Source organism: Nonomuraea sp. NPDC004186, assembly GCF_053603495.1.
Genome location: NZ_JBSGFQ010000046.1, coordinates 13,625 through 38,562, shown reverse-complemented (window position 1 = coordinate 38,562; position 24,938 = coordinate 13,625). Strand labels below are relative to the sequence as shown.

General features: G+C 73.4%; 22 protein-coding genes. 12 read left to right on the top strand and 10 right to left on the bottom strand.

Translation table 11 applies throughout. From position 1 onward, the window contains the following. Nucleotides 1-45 precede the first annotated feature (45 nt). The gene (locus ACWEPL_RS32700) at nucleotides 46-711 is read left to right on the top strand and encodes a sensor domain-containing protein (protein WP_355193961.1); all 666 of its coding nucleotides are present in this window, start codon (nucleotides 46-48) and stop codon (nucleotides 709-711) included. A 66-nt stretch (nucleotides 712-777) separates the two neighbouring features. On the opposite strand, the gene ACWEPL_RS32695 is transcribed toward ACWEPL_RS32700, so the two are convergent. Continuing rightward, nucleotides 778-1,164 (bottom strand): hypothetical protein, encoded by a 387-nt coding sequence (locus tag ACWEPL_RS32695; protein ID WP_452438458.1) that lies wholly within the window; start codon nucleotides 1,162-1,164, stop codon nucleotides 778-780. Nucleotides 1,165-1,332: 168 nt separating this feature from the next. Here ACWEPL_RS32695 and ACWEPL_RS32690 point away from each other — a divergent pair, with 168 nt between their 5' ends. From ACWEPL_RS32690 to ACWEPL_RS32680, 3 genes are all read left to right on the top strand, one after another. Further along, entirely contained in the window at nucleotides 1,333-3,369 is a 2,037-nt protein-coding gene (locus ACWEPL_RS32690) for a sensor histidine kinase (RefSeq protein ID WP_452438457.1), read from the top strand. After that, nucleotides 3,366-4,025: a response regulator transcription factor gene (locus tag ACWEPL_RS32685; protein WP_350723338.1), complete on the top strand. Its 660-nt coding sequence runs from the start codon at nucleotides 3,366-3,368 to the stop codon at nucleotides 4,023-4,025. Before ACWEPL_RS32690 ends, ACWEPL_RS32685 begins: the two co-directional genes overlap by 4 nt. 62 nt (nucleotides 4,026-4,087) lie before the next feature. After that, complete coding sequence (locus ACWEPL_RS32680; protein WP_452438456.1) at nucleotides 4,088-5,071, top strand: aldo/keto reductase; 984 nt, start codon at nucleotides 4,088-4,090, stop codon at nucleotides 5,069-5,071. Between the two features lie 37 nt (nucleotides 5,072-5,108). Here ACWEPL_RS32680 and ACWEPL_RS32675 read toward each other — a convergent pair whose 3' ends face one another. Further along, a complete protein-coding gene (locus tag ACWEPL_RS32675) occupies nucleotides 5,109-6,164 on the bottom strand; it encodes a Glu/Leu/Phe/Val dehydrogenase dimerization domain-containing protein (RefSeq protein WP_452438455.1) in 1,056 nt (351 codons plus the stop codon). A gap of 305 nt (nucleotides 6,165-6,469) precedes the next feature. Between ACWEPL_RS32675 and pqqA the strand changes: the two genes are divergently transcribed. The 7 genes from pqqA (at nucleotide 6,470) to ACWEPL_RS32640 (ending at nucleotide 12,788) form a co-directional block, all read left to right on the top strand. After that, complete coding sequence (gene pqqA / locus ACWEPL_RS32670; protein WP_225963807.1) at nucleotides 6,470-6,625, top strand: pyrroloquinoline quinone precursor peptide PqqA; 156 nt, start codon at nucleotides 6,470-6,472, stop codon at nucleotides 6,623-6,625. A 12-nt stretch (nucleotides 6,626-6,637) separates the two neighbouring features. Beyond that, on the top strand, nucleotides 6,638-7,447 hold the full coding sequence (gene pqqB, locus ACWEPL_RS32665) for a pyrroloquinoline quinone biosynthesis protein PqqB (protein ID WP_452438454.1): 810 nt from the start codon (nucleotides 6,638-6,640) through the stop codon (nucleotides 7,445-7,447). Then, nucleotides 7,444-8,115 carry a pyrroloquinoline-quinone synthase PqqC gene (gene pqqC, locus ACWEPL_RS32660; RefSeq protein ID WP_452438453.1) on the top strand — a complete coding sequence of 224 codons (672 nt, stop codon included), beginning with the start codon at nucleotides 7,444-7,446 and terminating at the stop codon, nucleotides 8,113-8,115. The genes pqqB and pqqC overlap by 4 nt, the downstream gene beginning before the upstream one ends. After that, nucleotides 8,112-8,351: a pyrroloquinoline quinone biosynthesis peptide chaperone PqqD gene (gene pqqD, locus ACWEPL_RS32655; RefSeq protein WP_350723348.1), complete on the top strand. Its 240-nt coding sequence runs from the start codon at nucleotides 8,112-8,114 to the stop codon at nucleotides 8,349-8,351. The genes pqqC and pqqD overlap by 4 nt, the downstream gene beginning before the upstream one ends. Beyond that, nucleotides 8,348-9,397, top strand: a complete 1,050-nt coding sequence (gene pqqE / locus ACWEPL_RS32650; RefSeq protein ID WP_452438452.1) for a pyrroloquinoline quinone biosynthesis protein PqqE — start codon at nucleotides 8,348-8,350, stop codon at nucleotides 9,395-9,397. Before pqqD ends, pqqE begins: the two co-directional genes overlap by 4 nt. Before the next feature lie 95 nt (nucleotides 9,398-9,492). Then, entirely contained in the window at nucleotides 9,493-9,879 is a 387-nt protein-coding gene (locus ACWEPL_RS32645; RefSeq protein ID WP_363978293.1) for a hypothetical protein, read from the top strand. Between the two features lie 38 nt (nucleotides 9,880-9,917). Then, nucleotides 9,918-12,788, top strand: coding sequence for an AfsR/SARP family transcriptional regulator (locus tag ACWEPL_RS32640; protein WP_452438451.1), 2,871 nt, complete (start codon nucleotides 9,918-9,920; stop codon nucleotides 12,786-12,788). Here the strand turns inward: ACWEPL_RS32640 and ACWEPL_RS32635 are convergent. The 7 genes from ACWEPL_RS32635 to ACWEPL_RS32605 form a co-directional block, all read right to left on the bottom strand. Continuing rightward, nucleotides 12,756-14,621 carry a BTAD domain-containing putative transcriptional regulator gene (locus ACWEPL_RS32635; protein ID WP_452438450.1) on the bottom strand — a complete coding sequence of 622 codons (1,866 nt, stop codon included), beginning with the start codon at nucleotides 14,619-14,621 and terminating at the stop codon, nucleotides 12,756-12,758. The genes ACWEPL_RS32640 and ACWEPL_RS32635 overlap by 33 nt on opposite strands. A 101-nt stretch (nucleotides 14,622-14,722) precedes the next feature. Then, nucleotides 14,723-15,943, bottom strand: coding sequence for a glycosyltransferase (locus ACWEPL_RS32630; protein WP_363978284.1), 1,221 nt, complete (start codon nucleotides 15,941-15,943; stop codon nucleotides 14,723-14,725). Between the two features lie 138 nt (nucleotides 15,944-16,081). Beyond that, nucleotides 16,082-16,342: a GlsB/YeaQ/YmgE family stress response membrane protein gene (locus ACWEPL_RS32625; RefSeq protein WP_350723358.1), complete on the bottom strand. Its 261-nt coding sequence runs from the start codon at nucleotides 16,340-16,342 to the stop codon at nucleotides 16,082-16,084. A 39-nt stretch (nucleotides 16,343-16,381) separates the two neighbouring features. Further along, entirely contained in the window at nucleotides 16,382-17,308 is a 927-nt protein-coding gene (locus ACWEPL_RS32620; RefSeq protein ID WP_452438449.1) for a hypothetical protein, read from the bottom strand. Nucleotides 17,309-17,387: 79 nt separating this feature from the next. Next, complete coding sequence (locus tag ACWEPL_RS32615) at nucleotides 17,388-17,852, bottom strand: MarR family winged helix-turn-helix transcriptional regulator (RefSeq protein ID WP_350723362.1); 465 nt, start codon at nucleotides 17,850-17,852, stop codon at nucleotides 17,388-17,390. 76 nt (nucleotides 17,853-17,928) lie between these two features. Further along, complete coding sequence (locus tag ACWEPL_RS32610) at nucleotides 17,929-18,825, bottom strand: sugar phosphate isomerase/epimerase family protein (protein WP_452438448.1); 897 nt, start codon at nucleotides 18,823-18,825, stop codon at nucleotides 17,929-17,931. Between the two features lie 10 nt (nucleotides 18,826-18,835). Further along, nucleotides 18,836-20,947: a PQQ-dependent sugar dehydrogenase gene (locus tag ACWEPL_RS32605; RefSeq protein WP_452438447.1), complete on the bottom strand. Its 2,112-nt coding sequence runs from the start codon at nucleotides 20,945-20,947 to the stop codon at nucleotides 18,836-18,838. Between the two features lie 191 nt (nucleotides 20,948-21,138). Between ACWEPL_RS32605 and ACWEPL_RS32600 the strand changes: the two genes are divergently transcribed. Next, complete coding sequence (locus ACWEPL_RS32600) at nucleotides 21,139-24,201, top strand: BTAD domain-containing putative transcriptional regulator (RefSeq protein WP_452438446.1); 3,063 nt, start codon at nucleotides 21,139-21,141, stop codon at nucleotides 24,199-24,201. Nucleotides 24,202-24,252: 51 nt separating this feature from the next. On the opposite strand, the gene ACWEPL_RS32595 is transcribed toward ACWEPL_RS32600, so the two are convergent. After that, entirely contained in the window at nucleotides 24,253-24,879 is a 627-nt protein-coding gene (locus tag ACWEPL_RS32595; protein ID WP_355193929.1) for a TetR/AcrR family transcriptional regulator, read from the bottom strand. Nucleotides 24,880-24,938 lie beyond the last annotated feature (59 nt).

Here is a 24,938-nt window from a genome sequence, read left to right as displayed (position 1 = left end):
GCGCAGGGTCGATGCGTCATGGTCCCGGCTCGTAGCGTCTTTCCCATGAGAACCCTCCAGCGCCGCCTCGCCACCGACACCCGCTACACCCTGCTCGGCCTCCCGCTCTCCGTCGCCTCCTTCGCCACCACCGTCATCGGTGTCTCGGCGGGCCTGGGCAGCGCGGTCGCCTTCGTCGGCCTGCCGGTGCTGGCCGCGACGGCCGCCGCGGCCAAGCACCTCGCCGACCTCGAACGCGTCGCGCTCCCCGACGTGCTCGGCCACCCCGTCGCCCGCCCGGCGTACACCCCCGTCCCCGAGGGCGCGGGCTGGTTCCGCCGCGTGATGAACCCGCTGACCAGCGGGCAGGCGATGATGGACCTGCTGCACGGGATCGTCGCGCTGCCGTTCGCGCTGGCCGCCTTCGTCCTCAGCGCCGTGTGGTGGGCCGGGGCCATCGCCGGCCTCACCTTCCCCATCTACGGCTGGACCATCGCCCGGATCCCCGGCGCCCTCGAGAACGGCCTGCCCGAGTGGCTGGGACTCGCCCCCACCCCCACGACGTTCGTGCTCGTCACCACGGCGGTCGGCGCCCTGTTCGCGCTGACGCTGGTGCCGGTGGTCCGGATGGCCGCCCTCCTCAAGGCGAGCGTGGCGCAGACCATGCTCACCCGCGCCGTCCACCCGGAGCCCGCCGCGACCCGCGAGCCCTCCTGGGTGATCGCCCGATGACCCACCATGGCCGCCTCTGCCCCGCGTGAGCCGGGCAGAGGCGGCCATCGTCATTTTCCGGACAGGTCAGGCGCGCAGCACCTGGACCACGCGTACGCCGCTGAAGACCCCCATCGCCAGGTGCGCCCCGACGAGGGCGACCTGGAAGAGCCGCAGGGATACGGTGAGCCGCGGGTCGTCGTAACCGCCGTCGTAGAAGCCGGAGACGAACGCGAGAACGCCCGCGACCGTGAGCAACCCCGCGGAGGCGGCGGCCACGCCGCGGTGGCGGCGGGTGGTCCCGAACGCCAGGACGGCCTGGGCGATCATCATGGGGAGCGGCGCGGACAGGCGCGCCTCGGAGCCGAGCGCGTCGAGCAGGGTCGGGCTGAGGCCGGTGCCGATGGAGATCAGAGCGCCCGTGACGTCCATGACGAGCAGCAGGGCGACCAGGGCTGGGACGGGGCGGTTCATGGTGATTCCTCCGTGTGTCGATGGAGCAACCATGGGCGCCCGGCCGTCCGCGTTTCACGAGGCCACGGTCATGATCGCGACGGGACGTCCGGTCCCGGCCGGGCGGGACGTGACAGTCGGGACATCCTGTCCCGTGACCTGCGCACGCGCGGCGGGCACAATGGCGCCGTGTCACCACGCGACAGGCAGGCCAAGGCGGGCGCCGCCGCCGGCGCGGCCCTCACGCTGGGCCTCACCGCGGCCGGCATCGTGCTGCACGTCGCCGACGGGCAGACGCCCGGCAACCCCGATCTCATGGCGTGGTGGCCGATGAGCGCGACGGCCGCCTGCTCATACGGCCTGATGGGCGCCTGGCTCGCCGGCGCGCGCCCGCGGCTCGTCATCGGCTGGCTGCTGCTGGCGATCGGTCTCCTCCAGGCGATCAGCTTCGCCGGCCCCCAGTACGCCGTGCACGCGCTGGCGATCGGGCACCCGCTGCCGGGCGCCGAGGCCGCGCTGTGGGTCGGAAACTGGACGTGGCGCACCGGGTTCGCCCTCATCGCCCTGGTGCTGCCGCTGCTGCTGCCCGACGGGCGGCTGCTGGGGCGCGGCTGGCGCCCGGCGATGTGGCTGGCGGCGGCCGGCGTGCTGGCGGCGAGCGTGGACGCGGCGAGGACCGGCTACACCGTGGACGCGCCCAGCCTGATCGGCACCTACCTGCGCAATCCCGTCGGCGTGGACCGGCTGCCGCCGTGGCTGGGGCTGGCGGTGAACGCGGTTCCGGCGGCCGCGCTGGCGTTCGCGCTCGTGTGCCTGTGGCTCCGATGGAGCGAGGGCGGCCTGTCGCAGCGGCAGCAGCTCAAGTGGATCGGGCTCGGGTTCGCGGCCACGGTGGTGCTGTTCGGGCTGGGGTTCCCGCTCGGCCCGGTGGTGACCGCGGCGGCGATGCTGCCGCTGCCGCTCGGGTGCCTGGTGGCGGCCATGCGGTACGGGCTGTGGGACGTCGACGTGGTCGTCAGCCGGTCGCTGCGCTACACCCTGCTCCTGCTGTGCGCCCTGGTCGGTTACACCGCGCTGGTGGACGTCCTGAGCGGCCTGCTCGGGCGCTCGACCGGCGCGCCGCTGGTCGCCGTGGCGGTGGTGGCGCTGGCCGGCCGCCCGCTGGAGGGCCTGCTGCGGGGCCGGGTGAACCGGCTGGTGCACGGCCAGCGCGAGGACCCGTACGCGGTGCTGGCCGGCATCGCCCGGCGCCTGGACGCCGCCCGCGACGCGGACGTGGTCGGCGCCGAGCTGCTGCCCGAGATGACCCGCACGGTGGCCTCGACGATGCGCCTGCCGTACGTGGCGATCGAGCTGGCCGACGGCGAGCGCGTCGCGCACGGGAGCCCCGTGGCGGAGACCGAACGCCTGCCCCTACGTTACGGCGGTGCCGACGTCGGCACCATGCTGGTCGGCCACCGCGCCGACGGGCTGAGCCGGGCCGAGCGCAGGCTGCTGGCCTCGCTCGCCGCGTCCGCCGGGGTGGCCGTGCACACGGTCGCCCTGACGCGGGACCTGGTGCGTTCGCGCAAGCAGCTCGTCACCGCGCGGGAGGAGGAGCGGCGGCGGCTCTACCGGGAGCTGCACGACGGCTTCGGCCCCCTGCTGGCCGCGGCGGCGCTGCAGGCCGAGACCGCCCGTGACCTGATCGGCGAGGACCGGGCGGCGGCGACGCGGCTGCTGGACAAGGTGGTGCCGCGGCTGCGCGGGGCGGTGGACGACGTCCGCGGGATCGTGCACGGCCTGCGCCCGCCCGCCCTCGACGATCTCGGCCTGCCGTCGGCCGTGCGCGAGCTGGCCGGTCGGTTCGCCGGCGCGCGCCTGCGGATCGACGTCGAGATCGCCGAACCCCTGGAGCCGGCGCCGGCCGCCGTCGAGGTCGCCGCGTACCGCATGGTGGCCGAGGCCCTGACCAACACCACCCGCCACGCGGGCGCGGCCACGGCCCGGGTCGAGCTGCGGCGCGAGGCGGACGACCTGCGGGTCGTGGTCGAGGACGACGGCCGCGGCATGCCGACGGCGCCGGTGCCGGGCATGGGGGTGGCGTCCATGCGGGCCAGGGCGCGCGAACTCGGCGGTGACCTGACCATCGGCGCCGGGACCGGCGGCGCCGGAACCCGCGTCGAGGCCCGCCTGCCGCTGCACACGCGAGGCGAGATCGAGCTGACCGAGGAGGTGCCCGCGTGAGGGTGCTCGTCGTCGATGACCATCCGCTCTACCGGGAGGGACTCATCACCGCCCTGGAAGCCCTGCCGGACGTCGAGGTGGTCGGGGAGGCGCCCGACGGGCACGAAGCCGTCCGGCTCGCCGCCGAGCTGACGCCGGACATCGTGGTGATGGACCTCAACCTGCCCGCGCGTGACGGCGGCCCGGCGCTCAACGGCATCGACGCCACCCGCGAGATCGTCCGGCACCGCCCGGAGATCGCGGTGCTGGTCCTGACGATGCTGGACGGCGACGACTCGGTGTTCGCGGCGATGCGGGCGGGCGCGCGCGGCTATCTCGTCAAGGGCGCCGACCGGCAGGAGATCGCGCGGGCGCTGCGGGCCGTCGGCAGCGGCGAGGTGGTCTTCAGCGCGGCGATCGCGGGACGGGTGCTGTCGTGGTTCGCCTCCGGCGGCCGGGCCGCGACCATGCCGTTCCCCGAGCTGACCGAACGCGAGCGCGAGGTGCTCGATCTCGTGGCCCGCGGGCTGACGAACGCCGCCATCGCCAAGCGGCTGTTCCTGTCGGACAAGACGGTCCGCAACCACGTGTCCAACGTCTTCACCAAGCTGCAGGTCGCCGACCGCGCCGAAGCCGTCGCCCGGGCCAGGGACGCGGGCCTGGGCACGGGCGGCTGATCACCTTGTACGGGCCGGGGCCCGTCGGCAGCCGATCCCGGCGTGTGTGGTCAACTGGCGGCATGACTGCGGAGAGCTGGGACGGGATGGGTGTGCGCGAGCTGGGCCACACGGGGCTGCGGGTGACACCCGTGGGGATCGGGCTGGCCGCGCTGGGCCGGCCGGCGTACATCACGCTCGGCCGGGAGGAGGACCTCGGCGGTGATCGCAGCGTCGGCGCGATGCGGGCCCGGAGCTGGGCGGTCCTGGACGCGGCGCTGGCGGCCGGGGTGCGGTACTTCGACGTGGCCCGCTCCTACGGCCGGGCGGAGGAGTTCCTCGGCGGCTGGCTGCGCGAGCGCGCCATCGCGCCCGGGGCGGTGACCGTGGGGTCGAAGTGGGGGTACGCCTACGTCGGCGACTGGCGGATGCAGGCCGACCGGCACGAGGTGAAAGAGCTGTCCGCCGGGCAGTTGCGACGGCAGCTCGACGAGACGCGGGAGCTGCTGGGCGAGCACCTGTCGCTGTACCAGATCCACTCGGCCACCCTGGAGAGCGGGGTGCTCGACGACCGGGACGTCCTCGCCGGGCTGCGCGAGCTGCGCGCCTCCGGCGTGTCGGTCGGCCTGTCCACGACCGGGCCGCGTCAGGCGGACACCATCGACCGGGCGGTCGGGCTCGGCCTGTTCGACACGGTCCAGGCGACCTGGAACCTGCTCGAACCGGCCGCCGGCCCGGCCCTGGACCGGGCCCATCGCGCCGGGCTGGGGGTGATCGTCAAGGAGGGCGTGGCCAACGGCCGCCTGACCGCCCACGCCGCCCCGGACGCGCTCGCCCGTGCCGCCCGGGAACGCGGCCTCACCCCGGACGCTCTGGCCCTGGCCGCGATCCTGGCCAGGCCGTGGGCCGGCGTGGTGCTGAGCGGGGCCGCGTCGGTGGAGCAGCTCCACAGCAATCTCGCCGCGGTCCGCATCGCCTGGGACCCGGACCTGGACGAGCGGCTCGCCGCCCTGGCCGAGGATCCCGAGACCTACTGGGCGACCCGGGGCTCGCTGGCCTGGCAGTGACCCGGGCGGCCGATCGCTCAGGACGCACGGCACGGGCTCATCCGACGGGCCGTCCCGCCCGGGCTGCGTCGAGGCGGCGGCGGGCCAGGTCCGTCGCGGCCCGGGCGGGGGTGACGTTCCGGTGTTCGGCCTCGTGGAGCAGCTCGGTGACGGTGTGCTCGATGGCCTCGACGCGTACGCGGGCCTCCTCGGGGCTCTCGTGACGCAGTTCCACGGCGAGCGCGTTGACGGCGCCGCCCGCGCTGACGACGTAGTCCGGCACCCAGACGATGCCGCGCTCGTGCAGCAGGTCGGCGACGGGCTCGGTGGCGAGCTGGTTGTTGGCGGGCCCGGCGATGGCGGCGCAGCGCAGCTCCGGTACGACGTCCTCGGTGAGGATGCCGCCGAGCGCGGCCGGGACGAGGAGGTCGACCTCGGCGGTGAGGGCCTCCCCGGGCGAGGTCCAGGTCGCGCCGAGCTCGCGGGCCGGGGCCCGCTTGGCGGGGTCGATGTCGCTGACCAGGAGTTCGGCTCCCTCCTCGGCGAGCAGGCCGGCCACGCGGAGGCCCACGCTGCCGAGTCCCACCAGCGACACGCGCGCGCCCTTGAGGGCCGAGGTGCCGTGGAGGCGGTGGCGTACGGCGCGCAGGGCCGCCAGCGTGCCGAGCGCGGTGGCCGGTGAGGAGTCGCCGCTGCCTCCCTGCTCCACCGGCCGGCAGAAGACGTGGGCGGTACGTTCGCCGATGACCGCCATGTCCTCGGGGCTCGTCCCGACGTCAGGACCGGTCGCGTACGTGCCGTCCAGAGACGCGACGGCGTCCGCCACGTCCTCCAGCAGCTTGCGGCGCAGCGCCGGATCCAGCTCGGTGCCCTCGGGCACGGCGACGACGGTCTTGCCGCCGCCGTTGGCCAGCCCGGCCACGGCGCACTTGGCGGTCATGCCGGCCGACAGGCGCAGCGCGTCGGCGAGCCCGTCGCGCCAGTCGGCATAGCGCCAGACGCGGCATCCGCCGACCGCCTGGCCGAGCGCCGTCGAGTGGACGGCGACGATCACCGGCAGCCCGGAGCGCGGGCCGGTGCGGATGGCGACGTGTTCGTGGTCGAGTTCGGGCACGGCTCCGGTCCCTCCGGTCGAGCGGCATCAGGGCTCAAGCGTCCGCCATACGCCGGTGCGCAGGCCCCTCGGCCCGAACGAACGGCCGGAAATCGGCGCGACCGCGCGAACGAGACGAACTTCGTTTGGCGATCGGGCGGCTTCACCGACCGAATGGCGAGACATCGGATGAACGATCCCGTCGGACACGCCCACGCCCGGAAAGTTTCCGGAAATCGGCGATATAGCTCCGATCTAAGGCATTGACGTCCGCCATCTCACAGGGTCATATCGGTTGTAACACCCTACGGAAGGCAGGTACTCATATGTCCCAGCCGAAAGAGCAGGGCAAGAAGCAGCCTCGCAGGATCCACGAGAAGAAGGTCAGGACCCGCGGCGAGGAGACGACCTGGCACAAGCCCGACTACCAGGTCGTCGAGGCATCGATGGAGATGACCGCGTACTTCCTGGCCACCCGGTAACCGGGCGCCGCCATGCGACTGCAGGTGCTCGGCACCGCGGCCGGTGGCGGCGTGCCCCAGTGGAACTGCGCGTGCCCCGGCTGCTCCGGGGCGCGCGCCCATCCGGGCCGCCGCCGACGTCACGCCAGCCTGGCCGTCCAGCTCGACGACGGCGCTTACGTGGTCAACGCCACGCCCGACATCGCCGAGCAGATCGAGTCGTGCGCGTGGCTGCGCCCGGGGCCGGGCCCCCGCGAGTCGCCGCTGAAGGGCGTGATCCTCACCGACGCCGAGCTCGACCACACGATCGGCCTGCTCAGGCTCAGGGAGGCCGCCGCGCTGGAGGTGCGCTCCACCCCGGTCGTACGGGACGCGCTGCACCCCTTCGCCGAGCTCCTGCGCCCCTACCTCCAGCTGACCTGGGCCGACGCCGCCACCATCCCGGTGTCGGGCAAGCGTCCCCGGTATGCCGCCGGCTCCCCCGAAGCCGCGGGCTGGGTGTCGGCGCTGCGCCTCGGGCCGCTGGTGTACGCCCCCGCCATGGGGGTGTGGCCGGACGAGCTGGACGAGGCGTTCCGGCAGGCCGCGTGCGTGATCGTGGACGGCACGTTCTGGGACGACGAGGAGCCCCGCCGTACCGGGATCTCCGCCAGGACCGCCACCCAGATGGGCCACCTGCCGATCGAGGCGACCATGGAACGGCTCTCCAAGCTGCCCGGCCGCCGCCTGTACACCCACCTCAACAACACCAACCCCCTCGTGGACCCGGCGGCCGAGCAGCACGAGGTGCTCGCCGAGCTGGGGATCGAGGTGGCCGCCGACGGGATGGTGATCGACCTTTGAACGGCTTCGAGGCCGAGCTGCGGGCCGTACCGGAGAAGCGTTACCACCACCTGCACCCGTTCAACCAGCGCATGCACGCGGGTGAGCTGACCCGGGACGAGCTGCGGGGCTGGATACTCAACCGCTTCCACTACCAGCGGCACATCCCGGTCAAGGACGCGTTCATCCTGGCCAAGCTGACCACGCCCGAGCTGCGCAGGATGTGGTTGCGCAGGATCCAGGACCACGACGGCGCCGCGCCCGGCGAGGGCGGTATCGAGCGGTGGCTGCGCCTGGGCGAGGCGGCGGGGCTGGAGCGGTCGCTGCTGCTGTCGGGCGAGGGCGTGCTGCCCGGCGTGCGGCTGGCCGTCGACGGCTACGTGAACCTGTGCCGCAACGGCTCCGCGCTGGAGGCCGTCGCGGCGTCGCTGACCGAGCTGTTCGCCCCGGACCTCATGCGTACGAGGATCGCCGCCTTCGAACGGCACTACCAGTGGATAGACCCGGACGGACTGCGATATTTCCAGGTACGCGTCTCCCAGGGCCGCCAGGACAGCGGCGAGGCTCTGACCTTGGTGCTCGACTGGGCGCGGACGCGCGCCGATCAGGAGAAGGCCGTCGCGGCGCTCGCCTACAAGTGCGACCTCCTGTGGTCCTTGCTCGACGCCGTGGACGGGGCGTACCGATGACCTGGCGCCCGGTGCTGTCCCGCTCGGCCATGCTGCGCCACGACCCCGTACGCGGGGCGGACCTGCTGATCGTGCCCGAGCGGATCGTCGTGCTCAACACGGAGGCCGCGGCCATCGTCGCCCTGTGCGACGGCGCGCGGACCGTGGCGGACATCGTCGCCGAGCTGCCCGAGGGCGCGGAGCCCGACGTCGTGGAGTTCCTCGAACGGGTCCGGGCCGAGGGCTGGCTCCGGTGAGCGCCCCCTGGGCCATGCTGGCCGAGCTCACGCACGCGTGCCCGCTGCGCTGCCCGTACTGCTCGAACCCGACCGAGCTGGCGGCCAGGTCGAGCGAGCTGGACACCGGCGAGTGGCGGCGGATATTCGGCGAGGCGGCGGCGCTGGGCGTCGTGCACGCGCATCTGTCCGGCGGCGAGCCGCTGCTGAGACCCGACCTGGCGGAGATCGTGGCGGCGGCCGACCGCGCGGGCGTCTACACGCAGCTGGTCACCAGCGGCGTCGGGCTGAGCGAGCGCAGGACGGGCGAGCTCGCGGCGGCGGGGTTGCGCAGCGTGCAGCTGTCGGTCCAGTCGGCCACGGCGCCGGAGTCGGACCGGATCGCCGGGGTCTCGTCGTTCGCGAAGAAGGAACGGGCCGCCGCAGCGGTGGTCGCGAGCGGCCTGCCACTCGGGCTCAACGTGGTCCTGCACCGGGCCAACCTGGACGCCGTCGGCGAGATCATCGAGCTCGGGCTGGCGTGGGGCGTGGAGCGCATCGAGCTGGCCAACACCCAGTTCTACGGGTGGGGGCTGCTCAACAGGTCCGCGCTGCTGCCGACCAGGGAACAGCTCGCCCGCGCCGAGGCCGTAGTCAAGAAATATCGGGAAAAGACAGATGTTGAGCTGATCTGGGTGATCCCTGACTACTTCGACGGCGTGCCCAAACCCTGCATGGGCGGCTGGGGCGCGATCTCGATCACCGTCGCTCCCGACGGCCGCGTGCTGCCCTGCCCGGCGGCGTACGACCTGCCGCTGGACCTCCCCAGCGCCCGCGATCACTCGCTCGGCTGGATCTGGGAGCACTCGCCCGCCTTCAACGCCTACCGGGGCACCGGCTGGATGCGCGAGCCGTGCGCGAGCTGCCCGCGCAAGACGCTCGACTTCGGCGGCTGCCGCTGCCAGGCGTACGCGCTGACCGGCGACGCGAGCCGTACCGATCCGGCCTGCGGGCTCTCCCCCGACCACCACCTCGTCACGGAGCTGACGGCGGAGGGCACGTTCACCTACAGGCGGCCGGCGCGCTAGGAGCCCTCCGCGTATGCGCGGCGTCAATCCGCGGTAGACGACCGCGTCCTACGGTCGGCGTCATTCGCCTTTGCCGCCGACCGAGGAAGGCAACCATGTTCCGCACCCCTCTCCGCCGAGGTCTCGCCGCCGCCGCGGCCTGCATCGCCCTCTCCGGGTCCGCGAGTGCCTGCGGTGGCGGCGGGAACGCCGAAGTGTGCACCGAGACGTTCAAGCTCTACGAGGACTACACGACGCAGGCGCAATCCGCGGCCGGCGACGCCGCGAGCATGAACAAGCTGAACGCCGACATCGGCGCCAAGGTCAAGGAACTCGCGGGGAAGGCCGAAGGCGACCTCGCCACGGCCCTGAACGGCATGGCCGACACCTTCACCAACGCCCAGATCGACCCCTCCGACAAGGACGCGGCCCTGGCCGAACTGCAGGAGGTGCGGACCAACATGAAGGCCGCTCTGGACAAGGTCAACGCGATCTGCACCTGATAGGCGGAGAAAGGCGGTGACCTCTCCTGACCGAGCGGATGTGGTTCACGCTGCTGGGCCCGGTGCGCGTGCTGCGGGAGGAGCGCGAGGTCCGGTTGGGCGGGCCGCAGCAACGTGCCTTCCTGGCCCTGCTGCTGGCCGCCGCGGGACAGCCCGTCGGCGTCGATGACCTGGTCGACGGCCTGTGGGGGCAGGACCCGCCGCCCACCGCGCTCAACGTGCTGCATCGGAACGTGGGAAGGCTGCGCCGGGCGCTGGAGCCGGGGCTGCCGGCGCGGGAGGCGGGCCGGTGGCTGCTGCCCGCGGCGGGCGGTTACCGGCTCGCCGTGGACGCGGCCGCCGCGGACCTTCTCCTGTTCCGGGAGCAGGTGGCGCGGGCCCGCGCGGCCGCCGCCGAGGATCGGCCCGCCGAAGCGGTGGACCACTACGTGCGGGCGCTGGGGTTGTGGCAGGGGGCCGTGGCCGCCGGGATCCCGCCCGCGGTCCGTGCCCGGCCCGTGTTCGTCGCCCTGGACCGGGAGTACGCGGCGACGGTGGGCGTGGCCGCCAACTACGCGCTGGCCGTCGGCAGGCCCGCGCCGCTGCTGCCGGCCGTACGGGCGGCGGCCGAGCGGGAGCCGCTGGACGAGCTGCTGCAGGCCCGGCTGGTTCAGCTGCTGGCCGCGACCGGCCGCCGGAGCGCGGCCCGCGACCACTATCTCCAGGTCCGCGCCCGGCTGGCCGAGGATCTGGGCATCGACCCGGGGCCGGAGCTGACGGCCGCGGGAGAGGACGTGCTGCGCCGTCCAGCCGCCCAGCCAGGGGCGCGGGCAAGCATGACCGGGCCCGCAGCGCGGCTGAGCATGACCGGACCCGCCCAGCCCGGGGCGTGGGCGAGCGTGGCCAGGCCCGCCCAGCTGCCCGCCGATCCGCCGGTCTTCGAGGGGCGCCACGCGGAGCTGGCCCAGCTGCCGACTCCGGAGGAGGACCACGCCGGGCCGGACGCCGCGCAGGTCAGGGTCATCTACGGCATGGGCGGCATCGGCAAGACCACCCTGGCCGTGCGCTGGGCGCATCAGGTCGCCCACCACTACGCCGACGGGCAGCTGTTCCTGAACCTGCGCGGCTTCCACCCCAGCGACCAGGCGATGAGCGCCGGTGAGGCACTGGACGCGCTCCTGGCCGGCCTCGGCGTGGCAGCGGAGGAGATCCCGGTCGACGTGGAGGCGCGGGCCGCGCTGTTCCGCGACCGCGTCGCCGGACGGCGAATGCTCCTGCTGCTCGACAACGCCCGGAACGCCCGGCAGGTACGCCCGCTGCTGCCCGCGTCTCCCGGCTGCCTCGTCATCGTGACCAGCCGCAACCGGCTCGACGGGCTCGCCGGCGCCCACCCGCTGGTCCTGGAACCGCTGCCGCCCCGCGAGGCCGCCGACCTGCTGCGTGCCCGGCTGGGCGCGGCGCGGGTGGAGGCGGAGCCGGACGCGACCGCCCAGATCCTGTCCCTGTGCGGCGGGCTGCCGCTCGCGCTGGTCGCCGTCGCCGCCCGCGCTCTGACCCACCCGTCCTTCACGCTGGCGTCCATCGCGACCGAGCTGCGCCAGGCGCGCGGCAACCTGGACGGCTTCACCGGCTTCGACGCGACGGCGGCCCCGCAGGCGGTGTTCTCCTGGTCCTACCGCGCGCTCACCCCGGCGGCGGCCCGGCTGTTCCGGCTGCTCGGCACCGCGCCGGGGCCCGACATCAGCGCGTCGGCCGCGGCCGGCCTGGCCGGCCTGAGCCTTTCCGGCGTGCGCCCGCCGCTGCTGGAGCTCACCGCCGCCCACCTGCTCACCGAGCACGTGCCGGGCCGCTTCACGTTCCACGACCTGATCCGCGCGTACGCCGCCGAGACGGCGGCCGAGGAGGAGGCGGATCACGATGTCAGCGCCGCACTGCACCGGCTGCTGGACCACTACCTCCGTACGGCGCACCGCTGCTCGGAGCTGATCAAACCGGGCCAGAACACGATTCCCTTCCCCGAGCCGCAGGACGGCGTCACCCCGGACCCGATCGACGACACGGTCCGGGCGCTGGCCTGGTTCGGCGCCGAGGAGGATGCCGTCCTCGCCACCGTCGAGCACGCCGCCCGGCTCGGGCTCGACCACCACGTCGCGCATCTGGCCTGGTCGGCGCATACGTACCTGATCCTGATGCGCCCCGCGGAGCGGGTGCTGGCGCTGGCGCGGACCGCGGTGCGGGCCACGGAGCGGCTCGGTGACCCGCGCATGCACGCCCACGCCCTGCACGCCCTGGCGTCGGCGTGCACGCGTGCCGGGCTGCCCGGCGAGGCGCACGACGCCTACCGGCGTGCTTTGAGCCTGTTCACCGAACTGGGGGACGTGAAGGGCCAGTCCGTCGCCCATCTCGAACTGACCCGCCTGCACGACCGGCAGGGCCGTTATCAGGAGGCGCTGCGCCACGCGCGGCGCTGCCTCGTGTTGTCCCGCCAGGAGGGAGCGACCCCGTTCGAGGAGGCCGGTGCCCTGAACGCGGTGGGCTGGGTGCTGATCCGGCTGGGCGAGCCGCGCGCGGGCCTGGCGTACAGCCGGCGATCGCTGAAGCTGCAGACCAACGTGGTCGGCCAGAGCTTCGTCCTCTACACCATCGGCTGGGCGCATCACCTCCTGGGAGAGCACCGTGCGGCGATCGACAACTACCGCAGGTCCCTGGCGCTGGGCGACGGCCAGAGCTGGCACGGTCGTGACCACGACGCTCTGGTGCTGGAGCGGCTCGGCGACGCCTTGGATGCCGCCGGTGATCCCGGCGCGGCCAGGTCGAGCTGGCGGGCCGCCCTGGAACGCCTCTACGACTCCCGGACCGAGGCCAGGGCGGCCCTCACCGCCAAACTCGACGGCGGATCAGCCCATGGGCAGGACCGCCGGTCGCCGTGAGTGGTGCCTCAGCAGCCGGCTCAGCGCGGCGTCGCACTGTTCGACGCCCTCGCACGCCCACGCCTGCCGCCTCGCGAACGCCTTGACCAGGCCGTGGTACCGGTAGGTCCCGCCCGGCCCGGCCAGCAGCAGGTGCGCGTCGACCAGCGACTCCAGCAGCCGGTGGGCCCGCGGTCGCGGCAGGCCGAGCAGCGCCCCGACCGACTCTGCCGTCAGCTCGCCGTAGTCGGGCAGCGCGGCGAGCCGGAAGGCCGTGGCCTGCTGCGGATCGAGCCGGCTCTGGGCCAGCAGCAAGGGCGCCTCGATCAGCGCGCAGCCGTCGTTCGCGCCCGCGGGCCGGTACAGGTCGTCCTCCAGGCGCATGCGGACCTGCCGCACCGTCCAGTGCGGCCGGGCCTGCAGCAGGTCCGCGGCCACGCGTACGGCCAGTGGCTGGTACGAGCACAGATCGACCAGCTCGACCGCGTCCTGCCGGTGCCCGAGGACCCTCCCGTGGCCGGCCAGCCGGGCCAGCAGCTCCAGCGCGTCCGCCGGGGGCAGGGCGTCGAGCCCGATCCAGCGGGCGCCGGGCAGGTCGATCAGGTGCCGCCAGGTGGTGACGATCGCGGCACAGCCGGGCGCCGCCGGCAGCAGGTGGCGTACCTGGTCCGCGTCGCCGGCGTCGTCCAGCAGGATCAGCACCCGCCGGTCGGCCAGCACGGTTCGCCACAGCGCCGCCCGCTCCTCGAGCCGGTCGGGCAGCCGATCCCCCGGCACGCCGAAGGAGCGCAGGAAGAAGCCCAGGACCTCGGCGGGGTCCGCCGGGCGACCGGCGGACGTTCCGAGATCGGCGTAGAGCTGGCCGTCCGGGAACCGGTCCCGCATCGCGTGCGCCGCCTGGACGGCCAGCGCGGTCTTCCCCACCCCGCCGAGCCCGGTGATCGCCACCACCGGCGTCCACCCGCCGGGACCGAGCGTGTCGTGGACGGCGGCCAGCTCCGCCTCCCTGCCCACGAAGCCGGGTGGCGCGGCGGGCAACTGGGCGGGCGGCCGCTCGGGCGCGACGACCGGTCCCGGGCCCGGCACCGGCGGGTCGAGTCCGGGGTCCGCGCGCAGGATGCGCTGGTGCAGCTCGCGCAGGCCGGTGCCGGGGTCGATGCCGAGCTCCGCCGCGAGCAACCGCCGTACCTCGTCATAGGCGCCCAGCGCCTCCGCCTGCCGGCCCGACCGGTAGAGGGCGACCATCTGCAGCTCGCGCAGCCGCTCGCGCATGGGCTCGGCGGCGACGGCCTCGGCCAGCTCCTCGCTCGCCTCGGCGTGCCGGCCGAGCTCCAGGTCGAGCGACAGCCGCTCCTCCAGCGCGGCGACCCGGCGCTGGACCAGACGGGTCCGCTCCTGGTCGACGTAGTCGCCGCGGGCCCCGCCCAGAGGCGGGCCCTGCCACAGCCGCAGGGCGCCGCGCAGCAGGCCGGCCGCCTCGGCCGCATTCCCCCGAGCCCGTACGGCCTGCGCCTCCCGCACCTGCCCGAGAAAGGTGTGCCAGTCCACGGACACCGTGCCGGTGGAGATGACGTAACCGCAACCGGACGACCTGATCACCCGATCGTCGTCCTCGCCGGATGACACGACACGGCGCAGCCGGCACACATAGGTACGCACGACGGCCCGCGCGCTCTCCGGCGGCCGCTCCCCCCACAGCGCGTCCACGATCTCGTCGATCGACGCCGCCTCGCCCTCGCGTAACAGCAGGAAGGCGAGCAACGCCTGCTGCTGGGGTGCGCCGAGGTCGAGCTCCGCGTCACCGCGCCATCCCCTGACCGGCCCCAGCAGGGCGAACCGCAACCCAGTCTTCATGATCGATCGTTCCTCCCCCCATCGGTAAGACCCCTGGTCAGACCGCGGGAAATCGTAGGCCGCCCCTTGTGACCAAGGACTGACCGAAGTGTGACCGCGGCTCACCCTCGACGAGCCGCCACCAGTTCGGCGATGGACTCCAGGGCGTCGAAGCCGGCGATCTCCTCGCGCAGCTCCCGTGCGCGGGCGCGGTAGGACGGCGTCGACAGGACGGTGTTCACGGCCGAGCGGAGTGCGGCGTCGTCGGGTCGCGCGGTGGCCAGGTTGACGCCCGTACCGCTCCACTCGACCCGGGCGGCGATCAACGGCTTGTCCTCCGTGACGCCCGCGACGACGAGCGGGACACCGTGCCGCAGGGCGGTGTGCACCCCGCCGTAGCCACCGTTGGTGACCAGGAGGTCGGCATGGGGCAGCAGCAGGTCGAAGGGGATGAAGTCGGCCACCCGGGCGTTGTCGGGAACGGTCTCCATGAGGCTCCGCACGTCCTCGACACCGCCCGGCCGCGCGGTCGCGGCGACGACGAGGACGTCGGAGTCGGCGAGGACGCGCAGCGTGGGGACGACCAGCTCCTCCAGGTCCACGTTCGCGAACGTCCCCTGCGTCGTCACCACGACCGGGCGGCCGTCCGACAGTTCCCTCCACCACGACGGCCGCTCGAAGGCCCCGGGAGGCGCCGACGGCAGGGGGCCGACGAAGCGGAAGGAGCTCGGGAGGTCGTCACGGGGGAACTCGAACCCGGGGACGGTCAGCTGCAGGTAGTGGTCGGGGACGGTGATCAGGCCGGTGAGCACGAACTCGGGAAGGCTCACCCCGACCGACTCGAACAGCTTCTCCAGATGCTGCTGCGCGTCCACGTGGATCTCGGGGCCCCAGCCGGTCGCCGGGGGCGGCGGCGAGACGCCCACGCTGACGGTGATCGGACGCGTGTCCGGCCCGGAGGCCAGGGAGAGCGGCAGGGCCCCGAGGAACAGGTTGTCGGTGATCACCGCGGTGGCCGGGATGTCGGCCAGCAGCCGCCGCAGCGCCTCGTACTGGGCCGGAACCGGGTCGCCGAAGATGTGCTTGACGTCGAACCCGAGCTGGACCGGGCCGGGAGGGAGCTGCCCGCGTTCGGGGAACTCCAGGTCCATCCGCCGGTCATCGTAGTCGGCCTCCTCGGGGAGCGCCGTGAAGTACGCGCCGACGGCCTCCGCACGCTCCTTGAACCTCGTGCCGGTGAGGAAGGTGACCTCGTGACCGCGCCGCACCAGATCGGCGGCGACGGCGAGGAGGGGAGCCACGTGCCCGTTGGCGGGCGTGGCGGCGATAATGATCTTGGGCATGGACATCTCCGCTGTCAGAACGTGAGAAACAAGCGGAGATCGTACGTTCGCCCTTGTGCATAACTAGTGACCAGATTCAACACATGCGAACGGCCGCCGCCGGAGCCCGATGCTCCGGCGACGGCCGCGTCCGTGGCCTCAGGACCTGCTTTTCTTGCCCAGCATGCTCGTGGCGGCCGCCACGCAGGCGACGGCGAGGACGAGTTGCACGACGATCACCAGCCAGGTCTTCTCGCTGAAGCCGAACAGGTAGGCGATCCCGGTGCCGACCCCGGCGGCGACGATGCCCGCGGCGATGGTGGCGAACCAGCCGATGTCCTGGCGTCCGGGCAGGAGCAGCCGGCCGAGGCCGCCCACGACGGCCCCGCCGATCACGGCGCCGAGCAGGATGGTGAGCATTTCAATCTCCTTGCGTGAGTGTTTTCCGATGGGTCGGAGCTAGTTGCCGCTGTCCTGCTGGGCGAGGTCGCCGCAGGTGAAGCCCTCTCTGCGCTCGGGATCGAGCTGGATCCGGCTGAGGTTGGTGGTCTCCATGGGCCTGCGGAAGGTCTCGAGCTTGTCGCAGTCGTACATGACGTACGTGCCGTCGCTCTCGCCGAGCAGCATCATCCAGCGGCCGTCGTAGAGCGGCTTGTCGTCCTCGGCGCTCTTGACCACCGTCCACTGGTCCTGGAAGCCGACCGCGCCCAGCAGCTCGCTGGCCTGGCCGGTCTCCTGGACGTCGATCGCGCCCTCGACGAGGCTCAGGATGAGCAGGAACCCCAGGCCGACGCCGGTCAGGCCGCCGACGATCACCTTCGTCCCGGCGCGCCCGACGGGCTTGCGGCGCATCAGCCGGAACGGGATCAGGAAGGCCAGCACGCCCAGCCCCACCGCGACGACGACCATGACGAACAGGTCAAGCGTGCCGAAGATGCGGAAGATGCCCCAGTACGTCGCACCGCACCACAGCGCCGCCACCGTGGCGGCGATCCAGGGCCGCTTCCTGACCCCCTGGAAGAGCCTGTTCGCCGCGCCGCCGGTCATCTTGTCGATCAGCCATGCCAGGCCGGCGATGACGCCGAGCAGCGGAAGGGCGACCAGCAGGAGCAGGACCAGGGTGCTCGTCAGCCGGCCGAGCAGGACCGACTGGTCGACGCCCACCTGCTGCGGGTTGACGCCGAAGACGGCGTACATCTGCTCGACGCCGATGTAGAGGACCGCATAGAGCGCCACCGTGATCGGCACGACGACGGATCCGATGCGTTCGAGCAGCGTCATGACGCCGCCGCCGTCCTCCTGCTCCTGCTCCGGCCCCGTGGCGACGGCGCTCTCCGGAGCTTCGGGAGGGTACCGGTGCTCCGGCGATATCCGATGACTCGACATGGCCCACGACCGTAGGACCCGCCCGCATGCGGAACGTTGACGGCGCGTATACGCGGCGGCGGGGACGGGCCCGGCCTGCCTACTGCGCGCCGTCCGGCTCGATGAGGTGATCGAGGAGGACCTGGCTGATGTCCTCCAGTTGCCGCAGCTGCTCCGGGGTGAGCAGGTCAATCAGGTGCTCGCGCACACTGGCCACGTGGCGGGGAGCCGTGGCCCGCAGCGCGGCCAGGCCGTCGTCGGTCAGGACGGCGAGCCAGCCACGCCGGTCGTCCACGCAGTGCTCCCTGCGCACCCATCCCTTCTCCTCGAGCTTGTTGACCGCGTGGGAGATGCGGCTGGGCTTGGAGTTGGTCCAGTGCGCCAGCTCGCTCATGCGCATGGTCCGCTCAGGCGCCTCGGAGAGCAGGACCAGCAGCTCGTAGTAGGTCGGCGGCATGCCGGCCCCGGCCAGCAGGTCGCGCTCCAGGCGGTCGGTCAGCAGGCGGCTGGCCAGCCCGAAGGCCCGCCAGGCCCGCTGTTCGTCGTCGTTGAGCCATCGCGTCACGAAGGCATCGTACTGAATGGTTTCGCGCTGAAATAAGCGCCGGGCCCGGGGGCGGGCCCGGCGGGTCCGACCGTGGTCAGTATCGGAGCTTGCGCAGGTAGCGGTAGCCGACCTCCGCGGTCTGCCGGGGGGTCACGTCGGGAGTGTCGTTCTCGACGATGTACTCCTTCACCTGGTGTTTCTCGAAGATCCGCCGGAAGTCGATGGTCCCGGTGCCGAGGTCGGCCATGTCGCCGTCCAGGTGCCGGTCCTTGACGTGGAACTGCAGCACGCGCTGCGGCGCCCTGCGGATGACGTCGAGGGCGAAGCGCACCGGGTCGGCGGCGCCGCGTCCGACGCCGCCGGTGACCGCCCAGTAGATGTCGATCTCCAGGTGGACCAGGCGGGGGTCGAGCTCGGAGGTGAGCACGTCCCAGGGGGTCTTCCCGCCTCCGAGGTCGGTCGTGAACTCGTGGGCGTGGTTGTGGTAGCCGTAGCGCAGACCGGCCGCGCGGGCGGCCTGCGCCTCGACGTTCATGCGCTCGGCCCACGCCTTCCACTCGTCCAGGCTGGTCGAGTTCAGGTAGGGGACGACCATGAAGGACTGGCCGAGGGTCAGCGCGTTCTCGATCTTCGTGTCCAGGGCGGCCTGGTCGGCGGTGAGGCCGTCGTGGCTGGAGCTGGCCCGGATGCCGAGCCCGTCGAGGAACGTACGGAGCTGCCTGGCCGTGCGGCCGAAGTAGCCGAGCGCGACCTCGATCTTCGGGTAGCCGGTCTCGGCCAGGTAGGCGAGGGTGGCGTCGTAGTTCTTGGCGAGATCGTCGCGTACCGTCCAGAGCTGGATGCTGATCTGGTCCCGGGGGATGCGGTTCCTGGCGGGGTGGTGCGCGGTGGCCGCGGCGGCGGCCGGGGAGGCGGCGGCGACGGCGGCCGCCCCGAGTCCGAGGCCCGCGGCGAGCAGGGAGCGCCTGCTGGGGCCGTATCCGTAGCACATGGGGGGTCTCCTAACGTGTGGGCTGGAGGATGACCTCGTCGCTGCCGGTCAGCGAGGGCAGGTCCGCGCCGCCGGGGTCGGTGTAGGTCGCGACGAAGACGCCGGTGAGGTGATCGGTTTCCGGATCGTGCCCGCTCGGCACGGTGGTCTGGATGGAGCCCGTGCAGCCGCGGGCCGTGGTCTGCGGGTGGCCGTGCTCGTCGTGGCCGAGGATGTAGTCCACGGTCACGTTGGCGCAGTTCACCGGCTGGTCGTCGGTGACCCGCACCTCGAACTCGACGGCGTCGCCGAACCTGAACGTCTGCCCGTCGGCGGGCCGGACCAGCTCGACGACCGGCGCGGCGTTGCCGACCACGATCCGCACCGACGTCGCCGCCGACCTGCCGGCCTCGTCGCTGACGCGCAGCGTGGCGTTGTAGAGGCCGTTCTGCCGGTACGTGTACGACGCCTGCGGGCTGCGGGAGTCGACCCGGCCGTCGGCGTCGAAGTCCCAGGCGTAGCGGATCCGGTCCCCGTCGGCGTCGGTCGTGCCGGCGCTGGTGAAGTCGACGGTGAGCGGCGCGTGGCCGGCGGTCACCGACGCGGCGGCGGCCGGGACGGGAGTGTGGTTGCCGGTTTTGCCGATGTAGTCGAAGCGTGAGAGCTGGGCGTCCGGGTTCTCCTGGAAGTAGCCGTCGCCGTACTCCAGCACGTAGAGCGCGCCGTCGGGGCCGAACTCCATGTCCATCGGGTTGTCGAACACGAGCGACGGCAGCACGTCCTCGATCCGCCCGTCACGGTGGAACGCCTTGACGTAGTCGCGGGTCCACTCGTAGAAGAGCGGGACGCCGTCGTAGTACCTGGGCCAGGCCACGGTGGTGCGGCCCTGCGCGGCGCGCGGGTCGTAGGCGTACGCGGGCCCGGCCATCGGGCCGATGCCGCCGGTGCCCAGCTGCGGGAACTCCTGCGACGGCCCGTACGAGTACCACACGTCCGGCTGGACCACCGGCGGCAGCCGGCGCAGGCCGGTGTTGTGCGGCGACTCGTTGACGGGTGCGGCGCAGGCGAACGCGTTGCCGGACGCGCCGGTCGCGAAGTCGTAGTCGACGTACGGGAGCCGCGCCGTCGCGCAGTACGGCCAGCCGTAGTTGCCCGCCTTGCGGATCTTCGTCCACTTGCCGTTCCCCGCCGGACCCCGCTGCGGATCGGCCTCCCCCGCGTCGGGCGAGTAGTCGGCGACGTAGAGGTCACCGTTGGACCGGTTGACCTCGATGCGGAACGGGTTGCGCAGGCCCATCGCGTAGATCTCCGGCCGGGTGCCCGCGGTCCCCGGCGGGAAGAGGTTGCCGCGCGGGATCGTGTAGGAGCCGTCCTGGCGGACCTTGACGCGCAGGATCTTGCCGCGCAGGTCGTTGGTGTTGCCGGCGCTGCGCTGGGCGTCGAACGCCGGGTTCCGGTCCGCCCGCTCGTCGAGCGGGGTGTAGCCGCCGGAGGAGAACGGGTTCGTGTCGTCGCCGGTCGACAGGTAGAGGTTGCCGGCGGCGTCGAAGACGATGTCCCCGCCGACGTGGCAGCAGATGCCGCGGTCCACGGGCACGTCGAGGACGCGCTGCTCGGTGCGCAGGTCGATGGTGGAGCCGGTGAAGCGGAACCGGGACAGCCGGATCAGCCCCTTGAAGGGCGCGAAGTCCGCGGGCTTGCCGGTGACCGGGGCGTCGCCCTCGTTGACGTCCGGCGTCGCGGGGTCGTCGATCGGGGTGTCGAGAGGTGGCGAGTAGTAGAGGTAGACCCAGTCGTCCTTCTTGGAGCCGGTGCCGAAGCCGGGGCCGAGGGCGATGCTCTGCAGCCCCTCCTCGTCGTGCCGGTAGACGTCGAGCCGGGCGGCCAGCGTGTTGAGGCCGGTCTTCGGGTCGTTCAACCAGACGTCGCCACGCCGGGTGGTGTGCAGCACCCTCGAATCCGGTAACACCGCCAGGTCCATCGGCTCGCCCGGATTGTCGTTGAGCGTCACCTTCTGGAAGTCACTGTCGGGAGGCGGGGCCGGGGCGCTCGCGGCGCTCCCGGCGCTCCCGGAGGCGTGGGCGGCGGCGGGCAGGAGGATCGCCGCGGCAGACACGGCCGCGATCACGGTTCTCACTCGCATTGCCTCTCCCTTCGGTCTACTCGGGGGATAAGAGAGGGCAAATCACCGTGAATGTAACCCGAGTTACGCCGATAGAGGAGGGGGTAATCGCGGATGATCGAGCATCTTTCGCCTTCCGCTCGGACTAAGTGCCCCATCGGTTCCAAGTTGCGCTGCAGTGTGCTCCAAGTCGGCTTGATCACACTTGGCCGGTGGAATTCCGAGTTCTGGGGCCCTTGGAGGTCCGTGCCGGTGACGGGCGGGCCGTCGCGCTGGGCGGGGCACGCCCGCGGGCGGTGCTGGCGCGGCTGCTGGTCGCGCGGGGAACGGTGGTCTCCTCCGACGCCCTGATCGACGACCTGTACGCCGGAGCGCCGCCGCCCAGCGCCCTGCCCACGCTGCACTCGTACGTGTCGAACCTGCGCCGCGCCCTCGAGCCCGGCCGCCTCCCGCGCGCCCGGCCCGGACTGCTGATCGGCCGGCCGCCCGGTTACCTGCTCGCCGCCGAGCACGTGGACGCCGACCGGTTCGCCGAGCTGCTGCGCCGGGCGGAGCTGCGGCCACCGGTGGAGGCGCTGGCCTGCCTGGAGGAGGCGCTCGGGCTGTGGCGCGGCACGCCTTACGGGGAGTTCGCCGAGGAGCCGTGGGCCGTCACCGAGGTGAGCCGGCTGCGCGAGCTGCGGCTGGTCGCGCTCGAACGGCGCGCGAACGTGCTCCTGGAGCTGGGCCGGGCCCAGGCGGTGATCACGGACCTGGAGACCGAGGCGGTCGCGAACCCGCTGCGCGAGCGGCTGTGGAGCCTGCTCGCGCTGGCCCTGTACCGTACCGGCCGCCAGGCGGAGGCGCTGGGCGTGCTGCGCCACGCGGCCGAGCTGCTGGCCGACCAGCTCGGCCTCGACCCGAGCCCCGAGCTGCGCGCGCTGGAGCAGGACATCCTGCGGCAGGCGGGCTCGTTGCTCCCCGCGCACGACACCCCCGCGTTCGTCACCGCGCCCCCGTCCACCCCTGCGTTCGTCACCGCGCCCCCGTCCACCCCCGCGTTCGTCTCCACGCCCCCGTCCACCCCTGCGTTCGTCTCCGCGCTCCCGTCCACTCCCGCCATGCGCGGGCGCGACCGGCAGCTCGCCGAGCTGACGGCGCTGGCCGCGCGGGCCGCCGACGCCGGCCTGTCACTGGCGGCGGTGAGCGGCGAGCCGGGGATCGGCAAGACGCTCCTGCTGGAGGAGTTCGGGACGCACTGCGCCGCCCGGCTCGGGCAGCTCGTGCTCCGCGGACGCTGCCACGACGCCGAGGGCACGCCGCCGCTGTGGCCGTGGATCCAGGTCCTGGAGGCGCTCGAACACCACTGCCCGCCACCGGACCGGCAGGCGCTGGCCGGGCTGCTCGACGCCGGGACCCCGGCGGGTCCGGCCGACGGGATGCTGTTCCAGCGGAACCAGGCCATGGCCCGGTGGCTGTCGTCGGCCGCGCGCGCCCGGCCGCTGGTGATCGTCCTGGACGACCTGCAGTGGGCCGACGCCGCGTCGCTGGACCTGCTCAGGGATCTCGTCGTGCTGCTGCGGGCGGCCTCGGTCACGCTGGTCGCGGCGTTCCGCACCGGGTGCGACGACCCGCTGGGCCGGCTCGCCCACTACGACCTGCTGAGCCTGCGCATGTCCGGCCTGGAGCCGGCCGCGGTGCGGGCCATGGCGGCGGACCTGGGGGTGGAGCTCGACGCGGACGCCGCGCTGCGGATCGCCGGGCGGACCGCGGGCAACCCGTTCTTCATCCGGGAAAGCCTCCGGCTGCTGGCCCAGGGAGAGGCCATGGACGCCGTCCCGGACGGCGTCGCCGAGCTGGTGCGGCAGCGGCTCGACGCGCTGGCCGGGGACCCGGCGGCGCTGGAGGTCGCCGCCGTGATCGGCAGGGAGTTCGACCCCGCGATCGTGACCGAGGTCGCGGGCCAGGAGGCGGGCGACCTGCTCGACCGCGCGGTCCGTTCGAGTCTGGCGGGCGACCTGCTCGACCGTGCGGTCCGCTCGGGTCTTCTCCAGGTCGCCGGGGGCGGCCGGCTGGCCTTCGCCCACGACCTCGTCAGGGAGGCGCTGGTACGGGATCTCCCGCCGCTGCGCAAGGCCGCCGTCCACCGCGACCTGGCCGCCGCGCTGGCCGCCCGCCCGTCGACCGACGTGGCCGTCATCGCGCACCACGCCGTACAGGCCGGGCGGGAGTCGTACGGCCAGGCCGTGCACTGGGCCACCGCGGCGGCCGAGCAGTCCGGCCTGCGCCTGGCCTACCAGGAGGCGGCCACCTGGTGGGGGCACGCGGTGGCCGCTCACGACGCGGCCGGCGGCGATCCCACCCAGCACGTGGAGCTGCTGCTCTGCCACACCCGCGCGCTCTTGGCCGCCGGCGATCCGGCCACCGCCCGCCGGAGCGCCGCCGCCGCCCTCCGCACCGCCGACCGCATCCCCGCCGGCCACGTCCCCACCGGACCGCACACCGCCGACCGCGTCCCCACCGGACCGCACACCGCCGACCGCGTCCCCACCGGACCGCGCACCGCCGACCGCGTCCCCGCCGGTCGTGACCTGGTCGTCCGGGCTCTCACCGCGCTCGACACCCCCGCCCTCTGGGTGCTGCGCGACCCCTACGAGACGGTCCACCGCCCTCTCGTGCACCGCCTGGAAACCGCCCTCGACGACCTCCCCGCCACCGACTCCCCCGAACGCGCGCTCCTGCTGGCCCGCCTCGCCCAGGAGCTCTACGACGGCACCGCCGACCCCCGCTGCGACACCCTCTCGGCCCAGGCCGTCGCCATGGCCCGCCGCCTCGGCGACCCTCACCTGCTCATCCGCGCCCTCAACGCCCGCCACCTCTCGATCCCCCAGCCCCAGTCCCTGCCCGAGCTGATCAAGCTCACCGGCGAGCTCCACGAGCTGGCGCGGCGCACCCGCAACCCCCGCGTCGAGCTGCTGGCCGGAATGATGGACACCCACAACCGGCTGGAGACCTTCGACATCGCCGGCGCCGACCAGGCCGCCGCGCGCTGCGAGGCCCTGCTCGAACGCCTCCCGCTGCCCTGGCCCCGCTTCCAGCACACCCTCTGGCGGGCCAACCGGCTCGCCCCCGTCGACTGGTACCTCGCCCTGCTCGCAACCGCCACCGGCCATCACGACACCGCCGCCGCCCACCTCACCACCCTCGAACAGCAGGCCGAAGCCGCCGGCCTGCACTGGTGGCGCGACCGCGCCGCCGCCACCCGCGAGCCCCTTCACGTGGCGACCAGTGGATGACAGGCGCCGCCTGGTCGACTGGCAGGCCGATCACGAGAAAGCCGCTTTCGGTCAGCTCAGCAGCTCGCGGACCAGCGCCTCGCTCCACCAGCGCTCGACCCGCTCGGGTGACCAGCCGCGCTCGGCGGTGAGCGTGGCGTAGACGTCGATGCTGCACATGCCCGCATAGACGTCCACGGCCGCCGGCACATCCAGGCCCGGGCGGAGCGCGCCGGCGGGCCAGGAGGAGAACACCGCCGTGCGGGTCTCGTCGGCCCGCCTGCGGCCGTCGCGGTAGACCGTCGCCAGCTCGGGCTCGACGCGGCCGGCCTCGCGCAGCAGGGTGATGACGTCCCCGGCGCGCTCGTACAGGCGCCGGTCGAAGCCGGCCATCGCGGCCAGTTGCCGCGCGGGATCCGTCCCGGGGGCCTCCAGCTCCGCGAGCTGCTGGGACGGGTCGGCCGACAGGTCGGCGGCGTCGGCCAGGGCCCGGGTCAGGCCGGTCTTGTTGCCGTACACCGAATAGACCGTCGGCACGGAGACCCCCGCCTCGCGGGCCACGTCGCGTACGGTAGTCGCCGCCCAGCCGCGCTCGACGAACAGCCGCCGCGCGGCTCGGGCGATCTCGGCCCGCGTCTCCAGCGCCTGCGTCGTACGGCGCAGCGAGTCGTAACGGCGCGGCCCCACCTCTGCCTCCACGACTTGCACCCTAAGGCTTTGCGCTACTTATGTTGAATATAAGTAGCGCGACATCTCCG